The organism is Leifsonia soli (genome assembly GCF_013408745.1).
GTDB lineage: Bacteria > Actinomycetota > Actinomycetes > Actinomycetales > Microbacteriaceae > Leifsonia > Leifsonia soli.
This window is the reverse complement of record NZ_JACCBJ010000001.1, coordinates 3,220,764-3,234,087: the sequence shown is the minus strand read 5'-3', so window position 1 is coordinate 3,234,087 and position 13,324 is coordinate 3,220,764. Positions and strand designations below refer to the sequence as shown.

The 13,324-nt window shown below is 70.9% G+C and carries 16 protein-coding genes; 10 read left to right on the top strand and 6 right to left on the bottom strand.

The window, feature by feature from the left end:
- Positions 1-46 precede the first annotated feature (46 nt).
- The 3 genes from BJ963_RS15690 (at position 47) to BJ963_RS15680 (ending at position 3,250) form a co-directional block, all read left to right on the top strand.
- Positions 47-712, top strand: a complete 666-nt coding sequence (locus BJ963_RS15690; protein ID WP_179457466.1) for a phosphatase PAP2 family protein — start codon at positions 47-49, stop codon at positions 710-712.
- A gap of 193 nt (positions 713-905) precedes the next feature.
- Positions 906-2,792: a sigma-70 family RNA polymerase sigma factor gene (locus BJ963_RS15685; RefSeq protein WP_179457465.1), complete on the top strand. Its 1,887-nt coding sequence runs from the start codon at positions 906-908 to the stop codon at positions 2,790-2,792.
- Positions 2,793-2,977: 185 nt separating this feature from the next.
- Positions 2,978-3,250 carry a hypothetical protein gene (locus BJ963_RS15680; protein WP_089915490.1) on the top strand — a complete coding sequence of 91 codons (273 nt, stop codon included), beginning with the start codon at positions 2,978-2,980 and terminating at the stop codon, positions 3,248-3,250.
- Between the two features lie 4 nt (positions 3,251-3,254).
- Here the strand turns inward: BJ963_RS15680 and BJ963_RS15675 are convergent, their stop codons facing one another.
- Entirely contained in the window at positions 3,255-4,373 is a 1,119-nt protein-coding gene (locus BJ963_RS15675) for a S1C family serine protease (protein WP_179457464.1), read from the bottom strand.
- A 113-nt stretch (positions 4,374-4,486) separates the two neighbouring features.
- Between BJ963_RS15675 and BJ963_RS15670 the strand changes: the two genes are divergently transcribed.
- The 4 genes from BJ963_RS15670 to BJ963_RS15655 all read left to right on the top strand — a co-directional run bounded on the left by BJ963_RS15670 (position 4,487) and on the right by BJ963_RS15655 (position 7,729).
- Positions 4,487-4,732: a hypothetical protein gene (locus tag BJ963_RS15670; protein WP_089915496.1), complete on the top strand. Its 246-nt coding sequence runs from the start codon at positions 4,487-4,489 to the stop codon at positions 4,730-4,732.
- Between the two features lie 84 nt (positions 4,733-4,816).
- Positions 4,817-4,999, top strand: a complete 183-nt coding sequence (locus tag BJ963_RS15665; protein ID WP_179457463.1) for a hypothetical protein — start codon at positions 4,817-4,819, stop codon at positions 4,997-4,999.
- A gap of 102 nt (positions 5,000-5,101) precedes the next feature.
- Positions 5,102-5,326 carry a hypothetical protein gene (locus BJ963_RS15660; protein WP_089917051.1) on the top strand — a complete coding sequence of 75 codons (225 nt, stop codon included), beginning with the start codon at positions 5,102-5,104 and terminating at the stop codon, positions 5,324-5,326.
- 123 nt (positions 5,327-5,449) lie between these two features.
- Entirely contained in the window at positions 5,450-7,729 is a 2,280-nt protein-coding gene (locus tag BJ963_RS15655; protein WP_179457462.1) for an ATP-binding protein, read from the top strand.
- 61 nt (positions 7,730-7,790) lie between these two features.
- Here BJ963_RS15655 and BJ963_RS15650 read toward each other — a convergent pair whose 3' ends face one another.
- Entirely contained in the window at positions 7,791-8,354 is a 564-nt protein-coding gene (locus BJ963_RS15650; protein WP_179457461.1) for an RNA polymerase sigma factor, read from the bottom strand.
- Between the two features lie 140 nt (positions 8,355-8,494).
- On the opposite strand from BJ963_RS15650, the gene BJ963_RS15645 reads away from it, so the two are divergent.
- Positions 8,495-8,779 (top strand): GNAT family N-acetyltransferase, encoded by a 285-nt coding sequence (locus BJ963_RS15645; protein ID WP_179457460.1) that lies wholly within the window; start codon positions 8,495-8,497, stop codon positions 8,777-8,779.
- Here BJ963_RS15645 and BJ963_RS15640 read toward each other — a convergent pair.
- The 4 genes from BJ963_RS15640 to BJ963_RS15625 all read right to left on the bottom strand — a co-directional run bounded on the left by BJ963_RS15640 (position 8,739) and on the right by BJ963_RS15625 (position 11,512).
- Complete coding sequence (locus tag BJ963_RS15640) at positions 8,739-9,110, bottom strand: hypothetical protein (protein WP_179457459.1); 372 nt, start codon at positions 9,108-9,110, stop codon at positions 8,739-8,741. The genes BJ963_RS15645 and BJ963_RS15640 overlap by 41 nt on opposite strands.
- A 59-nt stretch (positions 9,111-9,169) precedes the next feature.
- Positions 9,170-10,219, bottom strand: coding sequence for a lipoate-protein ligase LplAB (lplAB, locus tag BJ963_RS15635; RefSeq protein WP_089915510.1), 1,050 nt, complete (start codon positions 10,217-10,219; stop codon positions 9,170-9,172).
- Positions 10,220-10,260: 41 nt separating this feature from the next.
- Positions 10,261-10,488 carry a hypothetical protein gene (locus BJ963_RS15630; RefSeq protein WP_179457458.1) on the bottom strand — a complete coding sequence of 76 codons (228 nt, stop codon included), beginning with the start codon at positions 10,486-10,488 and terminating at the stop codon, positions 10,261-10,263.
- A 148-nt stretch (positions 10,489-10,636) separates the two neighbouring features.
- On the bottom strand, positions 10,637-11,512 hold the full coding sequence (locus BJ963_RS15625) for an alpha/beta fold hydrolase (RefSeq protein ID WP_179457457.1): 876 nt from the start codon (positions 11,510-11,512) through the stop codon (positions 10,637-10,639).
- Positions 11,513-11,596: 84 nt separating this feature from the next.
- Between BJ963_RS15625 and BJ963_RS15620 the strand changes: the two genes are divergently transcribed.
- Together BJ963_RS15620 and BJ963_RS15615 are read left to right on the top strand one after the other, a co-directional pair.
- On the top strand, positions 11,597-12,016 hold the full coding sequence (locus BJ963_RS15620) for a MarR family winged helix-turn-helix transcriptional regulator (RefSeq protein WP_343037300.1): 420 nt from the start codon (positions 11,597-11,599) through the stop codon (positions 12,014-12,016).
- Between the two features lie 5 nt (positions 12,017-12,021).
- Complete coding sequence (locus BJ963_RS15615; protein ID WP_218857669.1) at positions 12,022-13,320, top strand: MFS transporter; 1,299 nt, start codon at positions 12,022-12,024, stop codon at positions 13,318-13,320.
- Positions 13,321-13,324: the final 4 nt, after the last annotated feature.

Below are 13,324 nucleotides of genomic sequence, written 5' to 3'. Positions count from 1 at the left end.
GGCGGACGTCCAGGCTAAGCCCGCGCCTCCTCTCTACTCTGAGGGGATGCACTCCAGGCGATCGACGTCGTGGGCCCTCCGCGCCCCCGCCCACTGGATCGTCTGGAGCATCGTCCTCTTCGCGGTCACGATCGCCCTCGGCTTCGTCGCGAAGGCGATCCCCGCCGTGCGGTTCGACGGACTCGACGCTGCCGTGAACGGGGTCAACTCGCCGTTGCTGGACGCCGCCGCACTCCTCCTCGATCGCCTCGACCATCCGGTGGTCGTCGCCGGCATCCTGGCCGTCGTCTTCGTGATCCTGCTGTTCGCCGTGGGATGGCGGCGGGCCCTCGGCACCTGCATCGTCGCGGGTGCGGGCTGGCTGACGACGCTGGTCGTCAAGGCGGCCGTCGCGCAGCCCCGGCCGTCCACCCGGGATCTGACGCACGTGCTCGACATCTCGCCTGCGACGCTCAGCTACCCGAGCGGGCACGTCGTCTTCGCGGCGGCGCTGGTGACGGCGATGGCCATGGTGTCGCGGGCCGGTCTTCCCCGGGCGATCGTCGTGATCGTCGGCACCCTTTTCGTGCTCGCCGTCGCCTGGTCGCGCCTCTACGTCGGCGTCCACTACGGAACGGACGTCGTCGGCGGGGTTCTGAACGGGGTCGCCGGCGCCGTGCTGGTCGCCGGCCTGTGGAACCTGGTGACACAGGGTCGCCGCCGCACCCGCTGAGCGGGCGGGTCGCCCGAGCTACGTAGTCTCTCCGCAGTCCGACGGTCACGTGACCGCGGGGACGGGCGGGATGGTGGGGCCACGCCATCCCCCGTCGACATCGCAGGACTTTCTTCCGCGATCGCGTCACGATTCGCAATTCGCTGCGTCCAAGTGAGTGAACGCCCGTACTGCACCTTAGGACCCGACCCTCATGACCGGTGAACTCGACGACCTCTCCGACGCCGACCTGATCGTCCGCGCCCGGGAGGGCGACTCGCTCGCCTACGGGGTGCTCTGGAAGCGTCATTGGCCGGCAGCGCGCACCATGGCGACGTCCATCACCGGTCGATTCGATCCCGACGATCTCGCGTCGGAGGCGTTCGCGCGCATCCTGACGTCGATCTGCCGGGGCAAGGGCCCGACCGCCGGATTCCGCTCGTATCTCGCCACCACCGTGCGCAACGTGGCCATCGACTGGTCGCGCCGCAAGACGACGCCGAACCTCGAGGACGCCGACGCCATCGAGGACTGGACCTTCAGCGAGGCCACCGCCCTCGACCGCATCGACCGGGAGACGATGGCGGAGGCCTTCTACGCGCTGCCGGTCAAGTGGCAGGAGGTGCTCTGGTACACCGAGATCGAGGATATGGCGCCGCGCGAGGTCGCGCCTCTCATGGGCCTCAGTCCGAACGCGGTCTCGGCCTTGGCCCTCCGCGCCAGGGAGGGGCTGCGCCAATCGTGGATCAACGCGCACCTGGCGAGCGCACCGTCCGAGGATCCGATCCACGGCTGGACGCTGAAGAAACTCGGCCCGCTCGTCCGCGGCCGCCTGACGAAGGCGGACCGCCGGAAAGTGCTGCAGCACCTCGGCGCGTGCCGGCGCTGCGCGGATGCCGCCTCCGAGGCGGACCGCGTCGGCTCGCGACTGGCGCTCGGCATCCTTCCGCTGTTTCTCGGGCTCACGGGGGCGACCGCGTATCTCTCCACGATCGGCGCGACGGAGGGCGCCGTCGCGGCCGGTGTCGCGCATCCGGCCGTCGCCCTCCACCACGGCGCCCGCCTGCGGCATCTGTCCGCCACGGCCGCCGGCAGCTCGAAGGCCGGCATGGCCGCGGTCGTGGCGAGTGTGGCGGCCGCCGCCGCGCTCACCTACGGCGCGGTCATCGCGGCTCCGCAGTCCGACCCCACTTCGGCGGGCGCCGGCGATGGCTCGACCTCGGGACAGCGGAACACGAACGGCGACGGGCCGGAACCCCAGGCCCGTCGCGTCACGCCGGAGCAGAAGGACGAGCTGAAGCCGGACGCCGCAGCGGAACCCCCGCCCGATGGCGGAGACGGCCCCGCACCCTCCGCCGGCGACTCCCCCGAGACGGGGTCGAGCGCACAGAACGCACCCAGAGAGCCGACCGACCAGCGCCCCGACGCTCCGCTCCCTCCAGATGCCGGCAAATCCGCACCGCAGGGCTGTGTCGCCGCCCTCGAGGCGATACCGGCGGCCGAAACGCTGTTCGCCTATCGGCTGGACGACGAAGCCGGCGCCTCGACCGCGACGGACCTCGTCCACGGGAACACGGCGAGATACACGGGGCACCCCGGAGACGGGGAGTGGAGCCTGACCGACAACTCGCTCCGCGACCCCGTCGACCGCTTCACCGTCCAGATCTGGTTCTCGGCGACCGCGGGCGGCGGGCGGCTGGTGGGCTTCAGCGGATCGACGGAGGGCGCCTCGGCGTACTACGACCGCCACCTCTTCCTGACCGACGACGGACGGCTCGTGTTCGGGGTCTTCCCGGACGCGGTCCGCACGATCTCCTCCGACGCGAGCTACACCGACGGCCGCTGGCACCAGGCCACCGCGACCCTGTCGGAGGAGGGCATGGCGCTCTACGTCGACGGGGAGCGGGTCGCTCACGACCCCTCCGTCACGCAGGCCCATCAGTTCTCCGGCCGCTGGCGCATCGGGGCGGACAACCTCGACAACTGGGGGCCGGGGACGCCGTCGTCCCGGCAGATCACCGGCAGCCTCGCTTTCGCCTCGGTCTACGGCACCGCCCTGTCCGCCGACCAGGTCCGCACGCAATGGAACCTGTGCAGCTGAGGATCTCGCGTCATGTTCATCCCCGAGCCACGTCTTCATAAGCGGAGAGCGCATCATCGGGCTTCGCGCGTCTCCAGGGGAGCGCCCGTCGCGGGCCTCTCTTTCGGAGTGGTCCGGTCCGTTCGTCGGGTATCGAACCGGCCGGGCCGCTCCGTGATCGACGCCGAGAGGACGAGATGAGGCTGATGCACTGGAACCCACGGGAGCGTGCCGCCGAGCTCGTCAGCGTGACGACCGACGGCTGGCGGGGTGAGATCGTCACGCCGCTCATACCGCGCGAGCCCACGTCGGCGCTCCGCTCCGCGCTCCTCAACGAGCGCGCCGAACGCCTGAGCGAGCTCCGCATCCTCGACTTCCGGGTGTACGACACGGTCCGGGTCGAAGAGAACGGCCCGGGCGACAGCTATCGGATCATCGACCGGTTCAAGATTGCGAACGTCGCCGAACGCACCGCCTGAGACTTCAGCCGTTTCCGAGGGTGACCGTGGTGGTCTGGCGTCGGCCGTCCCGTACATAGACCACGTCGACCCCGTCGCCGGGCTTGCTGGTCAGCTGGATGGCGGTCAGATCGTCCACACTGCCGACGGATCTGCCGTCGACCCGGACGATCACGTCCCCTGCCGCCAGACCCGCCTGCTGCGACGGCCCTCCCGGCGTCACGGACTGCACGTACAGGCCCGGCTGGTCGTTCTCGCCCTGGCCCGGCTGGATGGGCGTGACCGAGATCCCGAAGGTCGGGTACGTCACCTTCCCCGTCGAGATGATCTGCTGCGCGATCGGCATCGCCACGGCCTGCGGCACGGCGAAACCGATCCCCACGCTCCCTCCACCCGCCACCCCGGACGCCCCGGGGACCGTCGCGATCGCCGAGTTCACGCCGACCAGCCGGCCGCCGCAGTCGACGAGGGCTCCCCCGGAGTTGCCCGGGTTGATGGAGGCGTCGGTCTGGATCGCGTCCGCGAGCACCGCGTTGCGGTCGCTGTCGCTCTGCACGGGTACCGTGCGGCCGAGGGCGCTCACCACGCCGGTGGTGACGGTACTGGAGAGGCCGAGCGGGGCGCCGAGCGCCACAACGGGCTGCCCGACCTGGAGCGACGCGGAGTCGCCCTGCTCGATCACGGGGAGTCCGCTCGCCTCCACCTTCACCACGGCGATATCGGCACGCGGGGACCGGCCGACGAGCTTCGCCGGGTGCGTGGTCCCGTCGTTGTAGAGCACGGTGATGGTCGCGCCGTCGGCCGCCGGCGCGATGACGTGGTTGTTGGTGAGGATGTAGCCGTCGGCCGAGATGATCTCGCCGCTTCCCGTGCCCCCGGATCCGTCGCCCGCGACCACACCGATCGTCACGATGGAGGGGAGCACGTCGCGGGCGACACGCTCGGCGTCGCACACCGATGCCGAGGTCACCGGCGCGGTCCGGGTGAGCGACTGTCCGAGCGTCGAGCCCGCCGAGCGCAGGGTGAGCCCGCCGAGCACCCCGGAGCCGAGAAGGATGATCGCGCCGAGCACGGCGAGCAGCACTGTGGCCCACACCGGGAACCGCCCCGGCCGTTCCGTCCTCTTCTGATCCGTCGACGTCATCTGTCGCGCCCCCTCGCTTGCGTTCGGGGACATGGTGGCTCGGCCGGCCGAGACGTGGATAGACAGTGGGGGCTCAGGTTCGCAGCGGGCGACCCGAGGGCTAATGTAAACGCATGGATTTCGGCGACGACGTGTTCACCGCCTTCCTCGTGCACAGCGACGAGCCCGCACGGGACCGCTCGATCGAGCTTCCGGTGCTCGAATCGCATCCTCCCGTCCGGGTCCGCGTCCCCGTCGGTCATCCCGCCCCGCAGGACTCCGCCGGGCGGCCGATGGACGTCTACGAGCTCGTGACAGCCGACGACTGGCCTCGCGAGGCCATCTACCGGCACGTCGGGCGCGAGTCGTCTGCCACCTGACGACTCGATGGGCTAGCGGAACGGTCCGGGTAGGCGTCAAGCTACCTCTCAAAAGTCCGTCGATCTGCGGCAGGGAGGGGTGCGGTGGACCAGGACGCTGGTGCCTTTCCCGAGCCGGGCTCGCCGGCCTGGATGCGGGTGCAGAACCATCCCGACGTCGACACGATCGAGACGGTCGGCGGGACGGTGCGCGTCCGGCTGGTCTCCGGCGTCGAACTGGAGTGGAAGCGGGAGGATGTCCCGGCGGACAACCGTTCGCAGGAATGACCGTAGGGAAAACGCGTAGTCCCTCACGCACCGCCGAGGGTGCATCATGGCCTCGCCGCCATCGACGGGTCGACGCCCGCCGGGCGGGAGGAGGCAATGACGATGACTGACGAATTCGACTACATCCACCCGCCGCACCCTCCCCGGCTCCGTGAGCACGTCGGTCTGATCCGCTGGACCCGCGACGCGGAGGGCGGCTGGGTGACGGAGACGGTCACGGGCCAGTTCGCCGGCGGCGACTCGCGGCGCTGGCTGGTCCGGCTCTACTCCGGGGTCGAGCTCGAGTACGACCTGGAGAAGTGGGCGCCGTACCAGCCGCACCTGTGACGGCTGTCTTTCGAGCCGCATCCGCTCCTGACACCATGCGAGGAAGGACACCCGACCGGGGTGTCGGCTCGTGGGTCGGACGACGACTCCGGCCGGCATCCCGCCCGGCCGACAGGGGTCGGTATGCAGACATCGAGCTCGACGCACGGCCTCCCCGTGCGCCTGGACGCGATGGTCGGGCGGCGCGAGGAGGTGTCGCTGATCCGGCGGCTGCTGCAGACATCGACCCGGCTGGTGACCATCACGGGCACCGCGGGGGTGGGCAAGAGCCGCGTCGCGATCGCGGCCGCTGATTCGCTCCGGCGCTCGGTCGCAGGCGTCTGGTACGTGGATGTGCGCGGACGCGGACCCGACGTCGCGCTGGCGATCGCCCAGGAGCTGAGGGTGGACCCCCGGGACGACACGCTCGGAGCCGTCATCGCGGCGATCGCCGACGAGGATGCGCTACTGCTGGTCGACGACGCGGACGAAGCCGTGCCCGAGACGTCTGCGGTGATCGACGCGCTCCTGCTCGCGTGCCCGGGTGTGCGGGCGATCGTGACCTCCCGCGAGCCGCCGTCGTCCGCCGCGCAGGCGCTCGTCGCGGTGGGACCGTTCGCCCATCGCGACCTGACCGCGTCCAGTGACGCCGTCCGGCTGTTCGCGGAGCGCGCTGCGGCGGGCGACGCGCTCTTCTCGGTCGACGACAGCACCCTTCCCGATGTGATCGCGATCTGCGAGGCGACCTCGGGCGTCCCTCTGGCCATCGAGCTCGCCGCGGCGCAGCTGCAGTTCATGGATGTGCGCACGCTCGCTCGCCGCATCTCCGACCAGCTCGACACCCTGGAGCCCGCTGCCGCGGAATCGCGGTCGCTCCGCACGGCGGTGGAGGACAGCTGGGAGCGCTGCACGGACGCCGAACGCCGCGTGTGGTCGGATCTCTCGGTTCTCGCGCCGGGCTGGGATCTCGACCTCGGAGAAGCCATGGCCAGGCTGAGCACCGGCACCCGCCGAGACGCGAGTGCCGCGCTGAAGCAGTTGATCCGGCGCTCGGTGGTCCACCGACGCCGGGTCGAGGGCGATGTCCGCTACGAGCTGCTGCCCGCCCTGCGGGAGTTCGGAGCCGAGCGGGCCGTCCATCCCCACGACGCGCAGCGCCACTTCGTCTCGTGCATGCTGCTCCGGCTGCACGACGCGGAGGACGCCTGGTTCGGCAACCGTCAGCGCGAGATCCTGCGGAGACTCCGCGGAGACATCGCGAACATCCGTCGCGCTGTGTCGACCACCGCGGCGCTCGGCGACACCGACCGCGCCGTCGAGGTGGCGGTGACCGGCTGGCGGCAGGCGTGGATCCTCCACGGCAGCGGCGACGAGGTCTCGACCTGGCTCGGCACGGCGTTCGCCTCGGGCCGTCCGTCGCCGTTCTGGGCGGCTCAGGGGCACGCCCTGCGCGCCGCGGTCTTCGGCCAGACCGGAAAACCGGGCCTCGCCCGCCGGGAGCTGGCGCTGGCCGGAGCGGCCCTCGAGGAGGTCGCCGCCGGAGCCGACCGGGAGGCGGCCCGGGAGTGCGCGGTCATCGTGCGGAGCGCCGCCGAGGCCGTCGACACCGACGACCGGCGTGCCCTCGACCTGCTCCGCACCCTGATGGACGAGCTCGGCGAGGACGCCTACCGCTTCGGCCGCACGAACACGCCGCAACGCCTCGCGGCTCGACTGCACGCCCTGGGCCTGCGGGCGGAGGGTACCCGCGTCGACGACGACATCACCGAACGCGCCCTCGTCGTGGGCGACCGCTTCGAGCGGTCCTTCGCGCTCACCGCGCGCGCATCCGCATGCGCTGTCGCCGGCGAGTACGAGACGACGGAAGCGGATGCCAGGGAGGCGCTCGTCGTGAAACGCGGACTGGGCAACGGACTCGGCGTCGCCCAGTCGCTCGAGCTCCTCGCCGACGTCGCACGCGAACGCGCGGACCCGGCACGGGGCGCGACGTTGCTCGGTGCGGCAGCGGCCCGGTGGCGAGACGCGGGCGCGATCCGCGCCGACTATCCGCCCTATTTCCACGACCGCGCGACGACCGAGCGGGCGCTGCGTCGTCGTCTCGGCCCCGAAGCCTTCGATCGGGCGTTCGCGTACGGGGCGGCGCTCAGCGAGGAGGAGAGCATCGACTTCGCTCTGCACGGAGTCGTCGAGTCCCGCACGCGCACCGGCATCCCGTCGGCGGCACGGACACCGGAGCTGACACCGCGCGAGGCGCAGGTGGCGTCCCTCGTCGCAGACGGCGCCTCCAACAAGGCGATCGCGCGGCAGCTGTTCGTGTCGATCCGCACGGTGGAGACGCACGTGCAGAACGCGTTGGTGAAGCTGGGCCTGCGCTCGCGGACCGAGCTCGCGATCTGGCATCGAGAGCAGACCCCGCGGACCTGAGTTCCGCCCGACCGCTCACCCGGAGGGCACGGCGGCAGCACGCGTCCTCCGGGGCGGACATTCAGGCGGCGAGGAGGAGCTCCTCGTTCTGGGCGACCTCCGCCACCGCTGTGCGGAGACCGGCCCGAGCTCGGGCGGCGAGTGCCGCCGCGGCGCCGGGCGTCATGCCGAGGATCTCGGCGGCGGCGCCGACCGGGAGATCGTGCACGCAGGTCAGAAGCAGGATGCGCTGCCAGCGTTGCGGCAGGCTGCGGAACGGCTGCTCCAGCTCGCCCAGGCCGACGATCTCGAACTCGTACACGCCGACGCCGACCTCGTCGTTCAGGGGGACGAGGGGCATCCGGGCGTCCCGTGCACCCCACGTGGCCGCGACGGTGCGGATCGCCGTGCTGAGGTAGCGGGCGAAACCCTCCGTCGGCCCCTTTCCGTTTCGGAGCGCGATGAGCACCTTGGCGAAGGCTTCCTGCACGATGTCCTGCGCGTCGTACCGCGACGTCGTGCGGCGGGCGATCTGGTGGGCCCACCCCTGGTAGCGGCCCCACAGCTCTCCCAGGACCGCGTGCTCGCCCTGGCGGACGCGGTGCAGCAGTTCCAGATCTGTCGGCCGGACGGCGGTGGCGGGCATCCTGTCTCCCCGGTCGGCGGGCGGGATCGGCGGCGCGCCGCTCCCGTGACTTCAGAGTCCGCCACGGTCGTGTGCCGCCAGGACCGCGGGACTACCGAGTACTACCGAGACGCCGTTCCGCACGGGGTAGCGTGAGACGCATGAGCCTGAGCGTCGAGAAGCAGCCAGACCAGTCCCGCTACGCCCTCCTCCAGGACGGCGAGGTGATCGGCGTCGCCGAGTACGAACTCCGGCATGACGCGATCGTGTTCACGCACACCGAGGTGGACCCGGAGAAGCGCGAGAAGGGGATGGCGTCGACGCTCGTGCGGACGGCGCTCGACGACGTGCGCGACAACTCGGACCTGCGCGTGATCGCGTCGTGCCCCTACGTGCGGAGCTGGCTCAGCGAGCACCCCGACTACGCGGAGCTGCAGAAGCGGTAGCCCGGCCGTCCTCGCTCGGCGCCCTGCCCTCGGCGCGCTGCCCCTGACCGGCCGGACCGAGGTCGAGCGTGATCTTGCCGCCCTCCCAGGTGCCGTCGGCTTTGTCGCCGGGAAGGGGCGCGGGGGCGGGCAGGAGCGACTGACGGTCCATCTCCTGCTGCGCCTCGTGGCGGGCAGGAGCGAAGATCTCGTCGAACGAGCCGCCGATCGCGCCGCTCATGGTGCCGGAGCCGCGCTGCACCTTGTTCGAGAGGTCGATCCAGCCCAGCTTCACGGCGACGACGATCAGCGCGACGAACGCCGCGATGATGCCGAGAACCCACCAATTCACGCCGTCCAGGGTACCGGAGGACCTGTGCGATCCCTGAAGATCGGCTGGTTCGCCGACCGTCACGGTACGCGGTAGAGCCACTCCTCTGTCTCGAACTTCTCGGCGACAAGCTTCTCCGCAGCGGCGTACTCGGCGTCGGTGAGGTCGCCGTCGGTCGCGCCGTAGAGGCTCCGGAAGGTCAGCTTCATCTGCTCGATGATCTCCGCGCGGCTGAGGCCGGTCTGGCTGCGCAGCGGGTCGACGCGCTTCGCCGCGCTGGTGATGCCCTTGTCGCTGATCTTCTCGCGGCCGATGCGGAGCACCTCCGTCATCTTCTGGCCGTCCATGTCGTAGCTCATGGTGACGTGGTGCAGCACCGCGCCGGACCCGAGCCTCTTCTGCGCGGCGCCGCCGATCTTGCCGGACGGGCTCGTGATGTCGTTCAGCGGCTGGTAGACGGCGTCGATCCCGAGCGACTTGAGGGCGATGATCGCCCACTCGTCGAGGAAGGCGTAGCTGTCGGCGAAGCTCATGCCCTGCACCAGGTCGGCCGGGGCGTAGATGGAGTACGTGACGACCGATCCCGCCTCCATGAACATGGCGCCGCCGCCCGAGATGCGCCGGACGACCTGGATGCCGTACTTCTTCGCATTCTCGGGGTCGACCTCGTTCTTCACGGACTGGAAGCTTCCGATCACGACCGCCGGCTCGTCCCACTCCCAGATCCGCAGCGTCGGTCCGCGGCGGCCCTCGCCGACCTCGGTGGCGAGCACCTCGTCCAGGGCGAGGTGCATCTGCGGGGAGACCGCTTTGGCGTGCACGATCTGCCAGTCGTAGTCGCGCCAGCTCGTCGCCTTCGCGAGCGCGCGGCGGACGGTCACGGCGACGGCCTCCGGCGAGAAGCCGAGCAGGCTCGCGCCCTCCGGCAGGGCGCCCTTGACGGCCGCGGCGATCGTCTTCGCGTCGGACTCCGCCGGCAGGCCGTTCACGGCCTCGTTGATCGCCTCCAGGGCGGTGTCCGGCTCGAGGAAGAAGTCGCCGGCGAGCTGGAAGTCCGCGATCCTGCCGTCCACCACCTCCAGGTCGACGACGACGAGCTTGCCCCCGGGGACCTTGTACTCACCATGCATGCCACCAGCCTACGTCCGTCGCGGGCCGATCCGTCGGGCGGTCAGGCCGGCGGCGGCGTGCCTCCCGGCGGGGTCCTCGGGTTGCCCCATTCGTCCAGCTCGCGCTCCGGGTTGCGGGCGAACGTGACTCCCAGGCCGATGAGCAGGATGACGAGCAGCAGACCCAGGATCACCAGGATCCAGATCAGGTCGGTGTCGTGCCCGTTGTAGTTCGCCGGATTGTCGATCGGCGCGAACCGAGACAGTCCCATGACGATGTGTGCTCCCATGACGCCCTCCCGCCCTCAGTGTCCCCGCCCCCGCGCCGCCCGCGCTAGACACTTCCCGGGCCCTCCGCTCCCGCCGTCGAGTCCGCAAAAATTGCACGCTGATGGCCCGATCGGCGTGCAGTCTTTGCGGACTCGACGGGGGCGCAGGCTAGGTGCGGGAGGGGAAGCGCTCGGTGAGCCAGGCGGTGAGGTCGGCGAAGACCTCGGCGCGGTTGGTCTCGTTGAAGATCTCGTGCCGCGCGCCGTCGTAGACGATCGTCGTGACATCCGAGAGACCCGAGCGGATGCGGTAGGCGCGCTCCAGACGTCGGGCGCTCTCCGGGCCGCCCAGCGGGTCGTCCGATCCGACCTGGATGAGCACGGGCAGGTCGCGCGCCAGCCGGCGGACCGGCCGGCCGAGCAGGCGCGCGGCGTCCGCCATCCCGAACAGCTTCTGCAGCGGCGTGAGCGTCGTCAGCGGGTCGTCGACGAACGCCTGCGCCACGGCGGGGTCGCGGCTGAGCCACTCCGCCCCCGTCGTGCCGAGGTGGGCGTGCCGTTTGTTGAGGTCGCCGCCGTTCATCGATCCGAGCGTCCGGTACGCGGTGCCCGAGAGCACCATCCCGTCGTACTCGTCGCTGTGCCGGTTGAGGAGGATCTGCCCGATCAGCGATCCCCAGCTGTGCCCGATGTAGACCAGCGGCAGGTCCGGGTTCTCCGCGCGGATGAGGTCGCTGAACGCATGGACGTCGCGGATCGCCGCTCGGAGCCCGCCCGGCCCCAGCCGCCCGAGGCGCGTCGCATCGCCGTTCCACTGCTCCATGCCGGTGCGGCCGTGGCCGAGGTGGTCGTCGGCGTAGACGGCGTACCCCGCGGCCGCGAGGTGGGTGGCGAGCTCGCGATAGCGGCCGGCGTGCTCCCCCACCCCGTGCGCCAGCTGGATGGCGGCGGCCGGTCTCGTGCCCTCCGGCGTCGGCGCGTACACATCGAAATGGACGCGGACGCCGTCCTCGTCGTCGAAACTGCGGCCCTGCTCACTCTGCACGCGCCCAGTCTGGCGTACGCCGGCAGCGAAGGGGGTTTAGTTAGCCGACCTAATTTGTTAGGCTAACTATGTATGGGTGCACGATTGTCGACGAACGATCTCAGCGGCGCGCTCCGCATCGCGGTGGCGCGCCTCTCTCGGCGCCTGCGCTCCGAGAAGGAGGACCACGAGCTCTCCGACTCGCAGACGGCGGCGCTCGGCTACCTGGTGCGCGAAGGCTCCGCGACGATCGGCGCGCTGAGCGAGTTCGAACGCGTCAAGCCGCCGTCGATGAACCGCACCGTCAACCGACTGGAGCAGGCGGGCTACGTGGCCAGAACGGCCGACGAGGCGGACGGGCGCAAGGTCGTCGTCGTTCCGACCGAGCGTGGCATCGACCTGGTAGCCGAGACGCGCAAGCGCCGCGACGCGTGGCTGCACCAGCGTCTCCGCACGCTGACCGCCGAGCAGCGCGCCACCCTCGCCGAGGCCGCCCGGATCATGCGGGAGCTCGCCGACTCGTGAGTTCCATGTTCCGCTCGCTCGCCGGCGTCAACTACCGCATCTGGGCAGCCGGCGCGATCGTGTCGAACGTCGGCACCTGGATGCAGCGGACGGCGCAGGACTGGATCGTCCTCACCCAGCTCACCCACAACAACGCCGCGGCCGTCGGCGTCGTCATGGCCCTGCAGTTCGCCCCGCAGCTGATCCTGCTCCCGGTGACGGGATGGGCCGCCGACCATCTCGACCGCCGCAAGCTGCTCATGGCGACCCAGGGGGCCATGGGGATGCTCGGGCTCGGTCTCGGGATCCTCACCGTGACCGGCGTCGTCCAGCTGTGGCACGTCTACCTCTTCGCTCTGCTGCTGGGTGTCGTCGCCGCCTTCGACGCGCCCGCCCGCCAGACGTTCGTCTCCGACCTCGTCGCCGGACCGAACCTGTCGAACGCGGTCGCCCTGAACTCCGCGTCGTTCAACGCCGCCCGCCTCCTCGGCCCCGCCGTGGCCGGACTGCTGACCGCCGCCGTCGGAGCCGGCTGGGTGTTCCTGATCAACGCGGCCACCTTCGGGGCGGTGCTGCTGTCGCTGGCGATGCTTCGGCGCGACCAGCTCTACCGCACCGAGCGCGCGAAGCGGTCGCGCGGCAGCCTGGTCGACGGCTTCCGCTACGTGCGGCGCCGCCCGGACATCCTCGTCATCCTGATCATGGTGTTCCTGATCGGCACGTTCGGGCTGAACTTCCCGATCTTCATCTCCACCATGTCGGTGACCGTGTTCCATCAGGGCGCCGGGGAGTACGGCATCCTGTCGTCGATCATGGCCGTCGGGTCGGTGGTCGGCGCCCTGCTCTCCGCCCGGCGCGACCGGCCGCGCGTCTCCCTCCTGTTCGCCGGAGCCGCGCTGTTCGGGCTCGGCTGCGCCGTGGCCGCCGTGATGCCGACGTACTGGCTGTTCGCGGCCGCCCTCATCGTCATCGGCGTCTCGTCGCAGACCCTCATGACGACGGCCAACGGCACCGTGCAGATGACGACGGACCCGGTGCTCCGCGGTCGCGTCATGGCGATCTACATGGCCATCTTCATGGGAGGCACCCCCATCGGAGCGCCCATAGTGGGATGGGTGGCCGACGCGTTCGGCCCGCGCTGGGCGATGGGCGTCGGCGCCGCCAGCGGGTTCGCGGCCGCGCTGGTCGGCGTGATCTATCTCGTGAAGTACCGCGGCCTGCGCGTCCGGTTCACCGGGCTCCGCCCGCGGGTCGTGCTCGCGCCGCGCGAAGTGGTCCGCGAGGAGCTCCAGGAGGTGGAGGCGACGGCGACCCGCACCTCCTGACCGG

What these genes read in the sequence shown, in the direction of transcription:
- BJ963_RS15690 (WP_179457466.1), top strand. Translation starts at nt 47, where the DNA reads ATGCACTCCAGGCGATCGACGTCGTGGGCCCTCCGCGCCCCCGCCCAC.
- BJ963_RS15685 (WP_179457465.1), top strand. Translation starts at nt 906, where the DNA reads ATGACCGGTGAACTCGACGACCTCTCCGACGCCGACCTGATCGTCCGC.
- BJ963_RS15680 (WP_089915490.1), top strand. Translation starts at nt 2,978, where the DNA reads ATGCACTGGAACCCACGGGAGCGTGCCGCCGAGCTCGTCAGCGTGACG.
- BJ963_RS15675 (WP_179457464.1), bottom strand. Translation starts at nt 4,373, where the DNA reads ATGACGTCGACGGATCAGAAGAGGACGGAACGGCCGGGGCGGTTCCCG.
- BJ963_RS15670 (WP_089915496.1), top strand. Translation starts at nt 4,487, where the DNA reads ATGGATTTCGGCGACGACGTGTTCACCGCCTTCCTCGTGCACAGCGAC.
- BJ963_RS15660 (WP_089917051.1), top strand. Translation starts at nt 5,102, where the DNA reads ATGACTGACGAATTCGACTACATCCACCCGCCGCACCCTCCCCGGCTC.
- BJ963_RS15655 (WP_179457462.1), top strand. Translation starts at nt 5,450, where the DNA reads ATGCAGACATCGAGCTCGACGCACGGCCTCCCCGTGCGCCTGGACGCG.
- BJ963_RS15650 (WP_179457461.1), bottom strand. Translation starts at nt 8,354, where the DNA reads ATGCCCGCCACCGCCGTCCGGCCGACAGATCTGGAACTGCTGCACCGC.
- BJ963_RS15645 (WP_179457460.1), top strand. Translation starts at nt 8,495, where the DNA reads ATGAGCCTGAGCGTCGAGAAGCAGCCAGACCAGTCCCGCTACGCCCTC.
- lplAB (WP_089915510.1), bottom strand. Translation starts at nt 10,219, where the DNA reads ATGCATGGTGAGTACAAGGTCCCCGGGGGCAAGCTCGTCGTCGTCGAC.
- BJ963_RS15630 (WP_179457458.1), bottom strand. Translation starts at nt 10,488, where the DNA reads ATGGGAGCACACATCGTCATGGGACTGTCTCGGTTCGCGCCGATCGAC.
- BJ963_RS15615 (WP_218857669.1), top strand. Translation starts at nt 12,022, where the DNA reads ATGTTCCGCTCGCTCGCCGGCGTCAACTACCGCATCTGGGCAGCCGGC.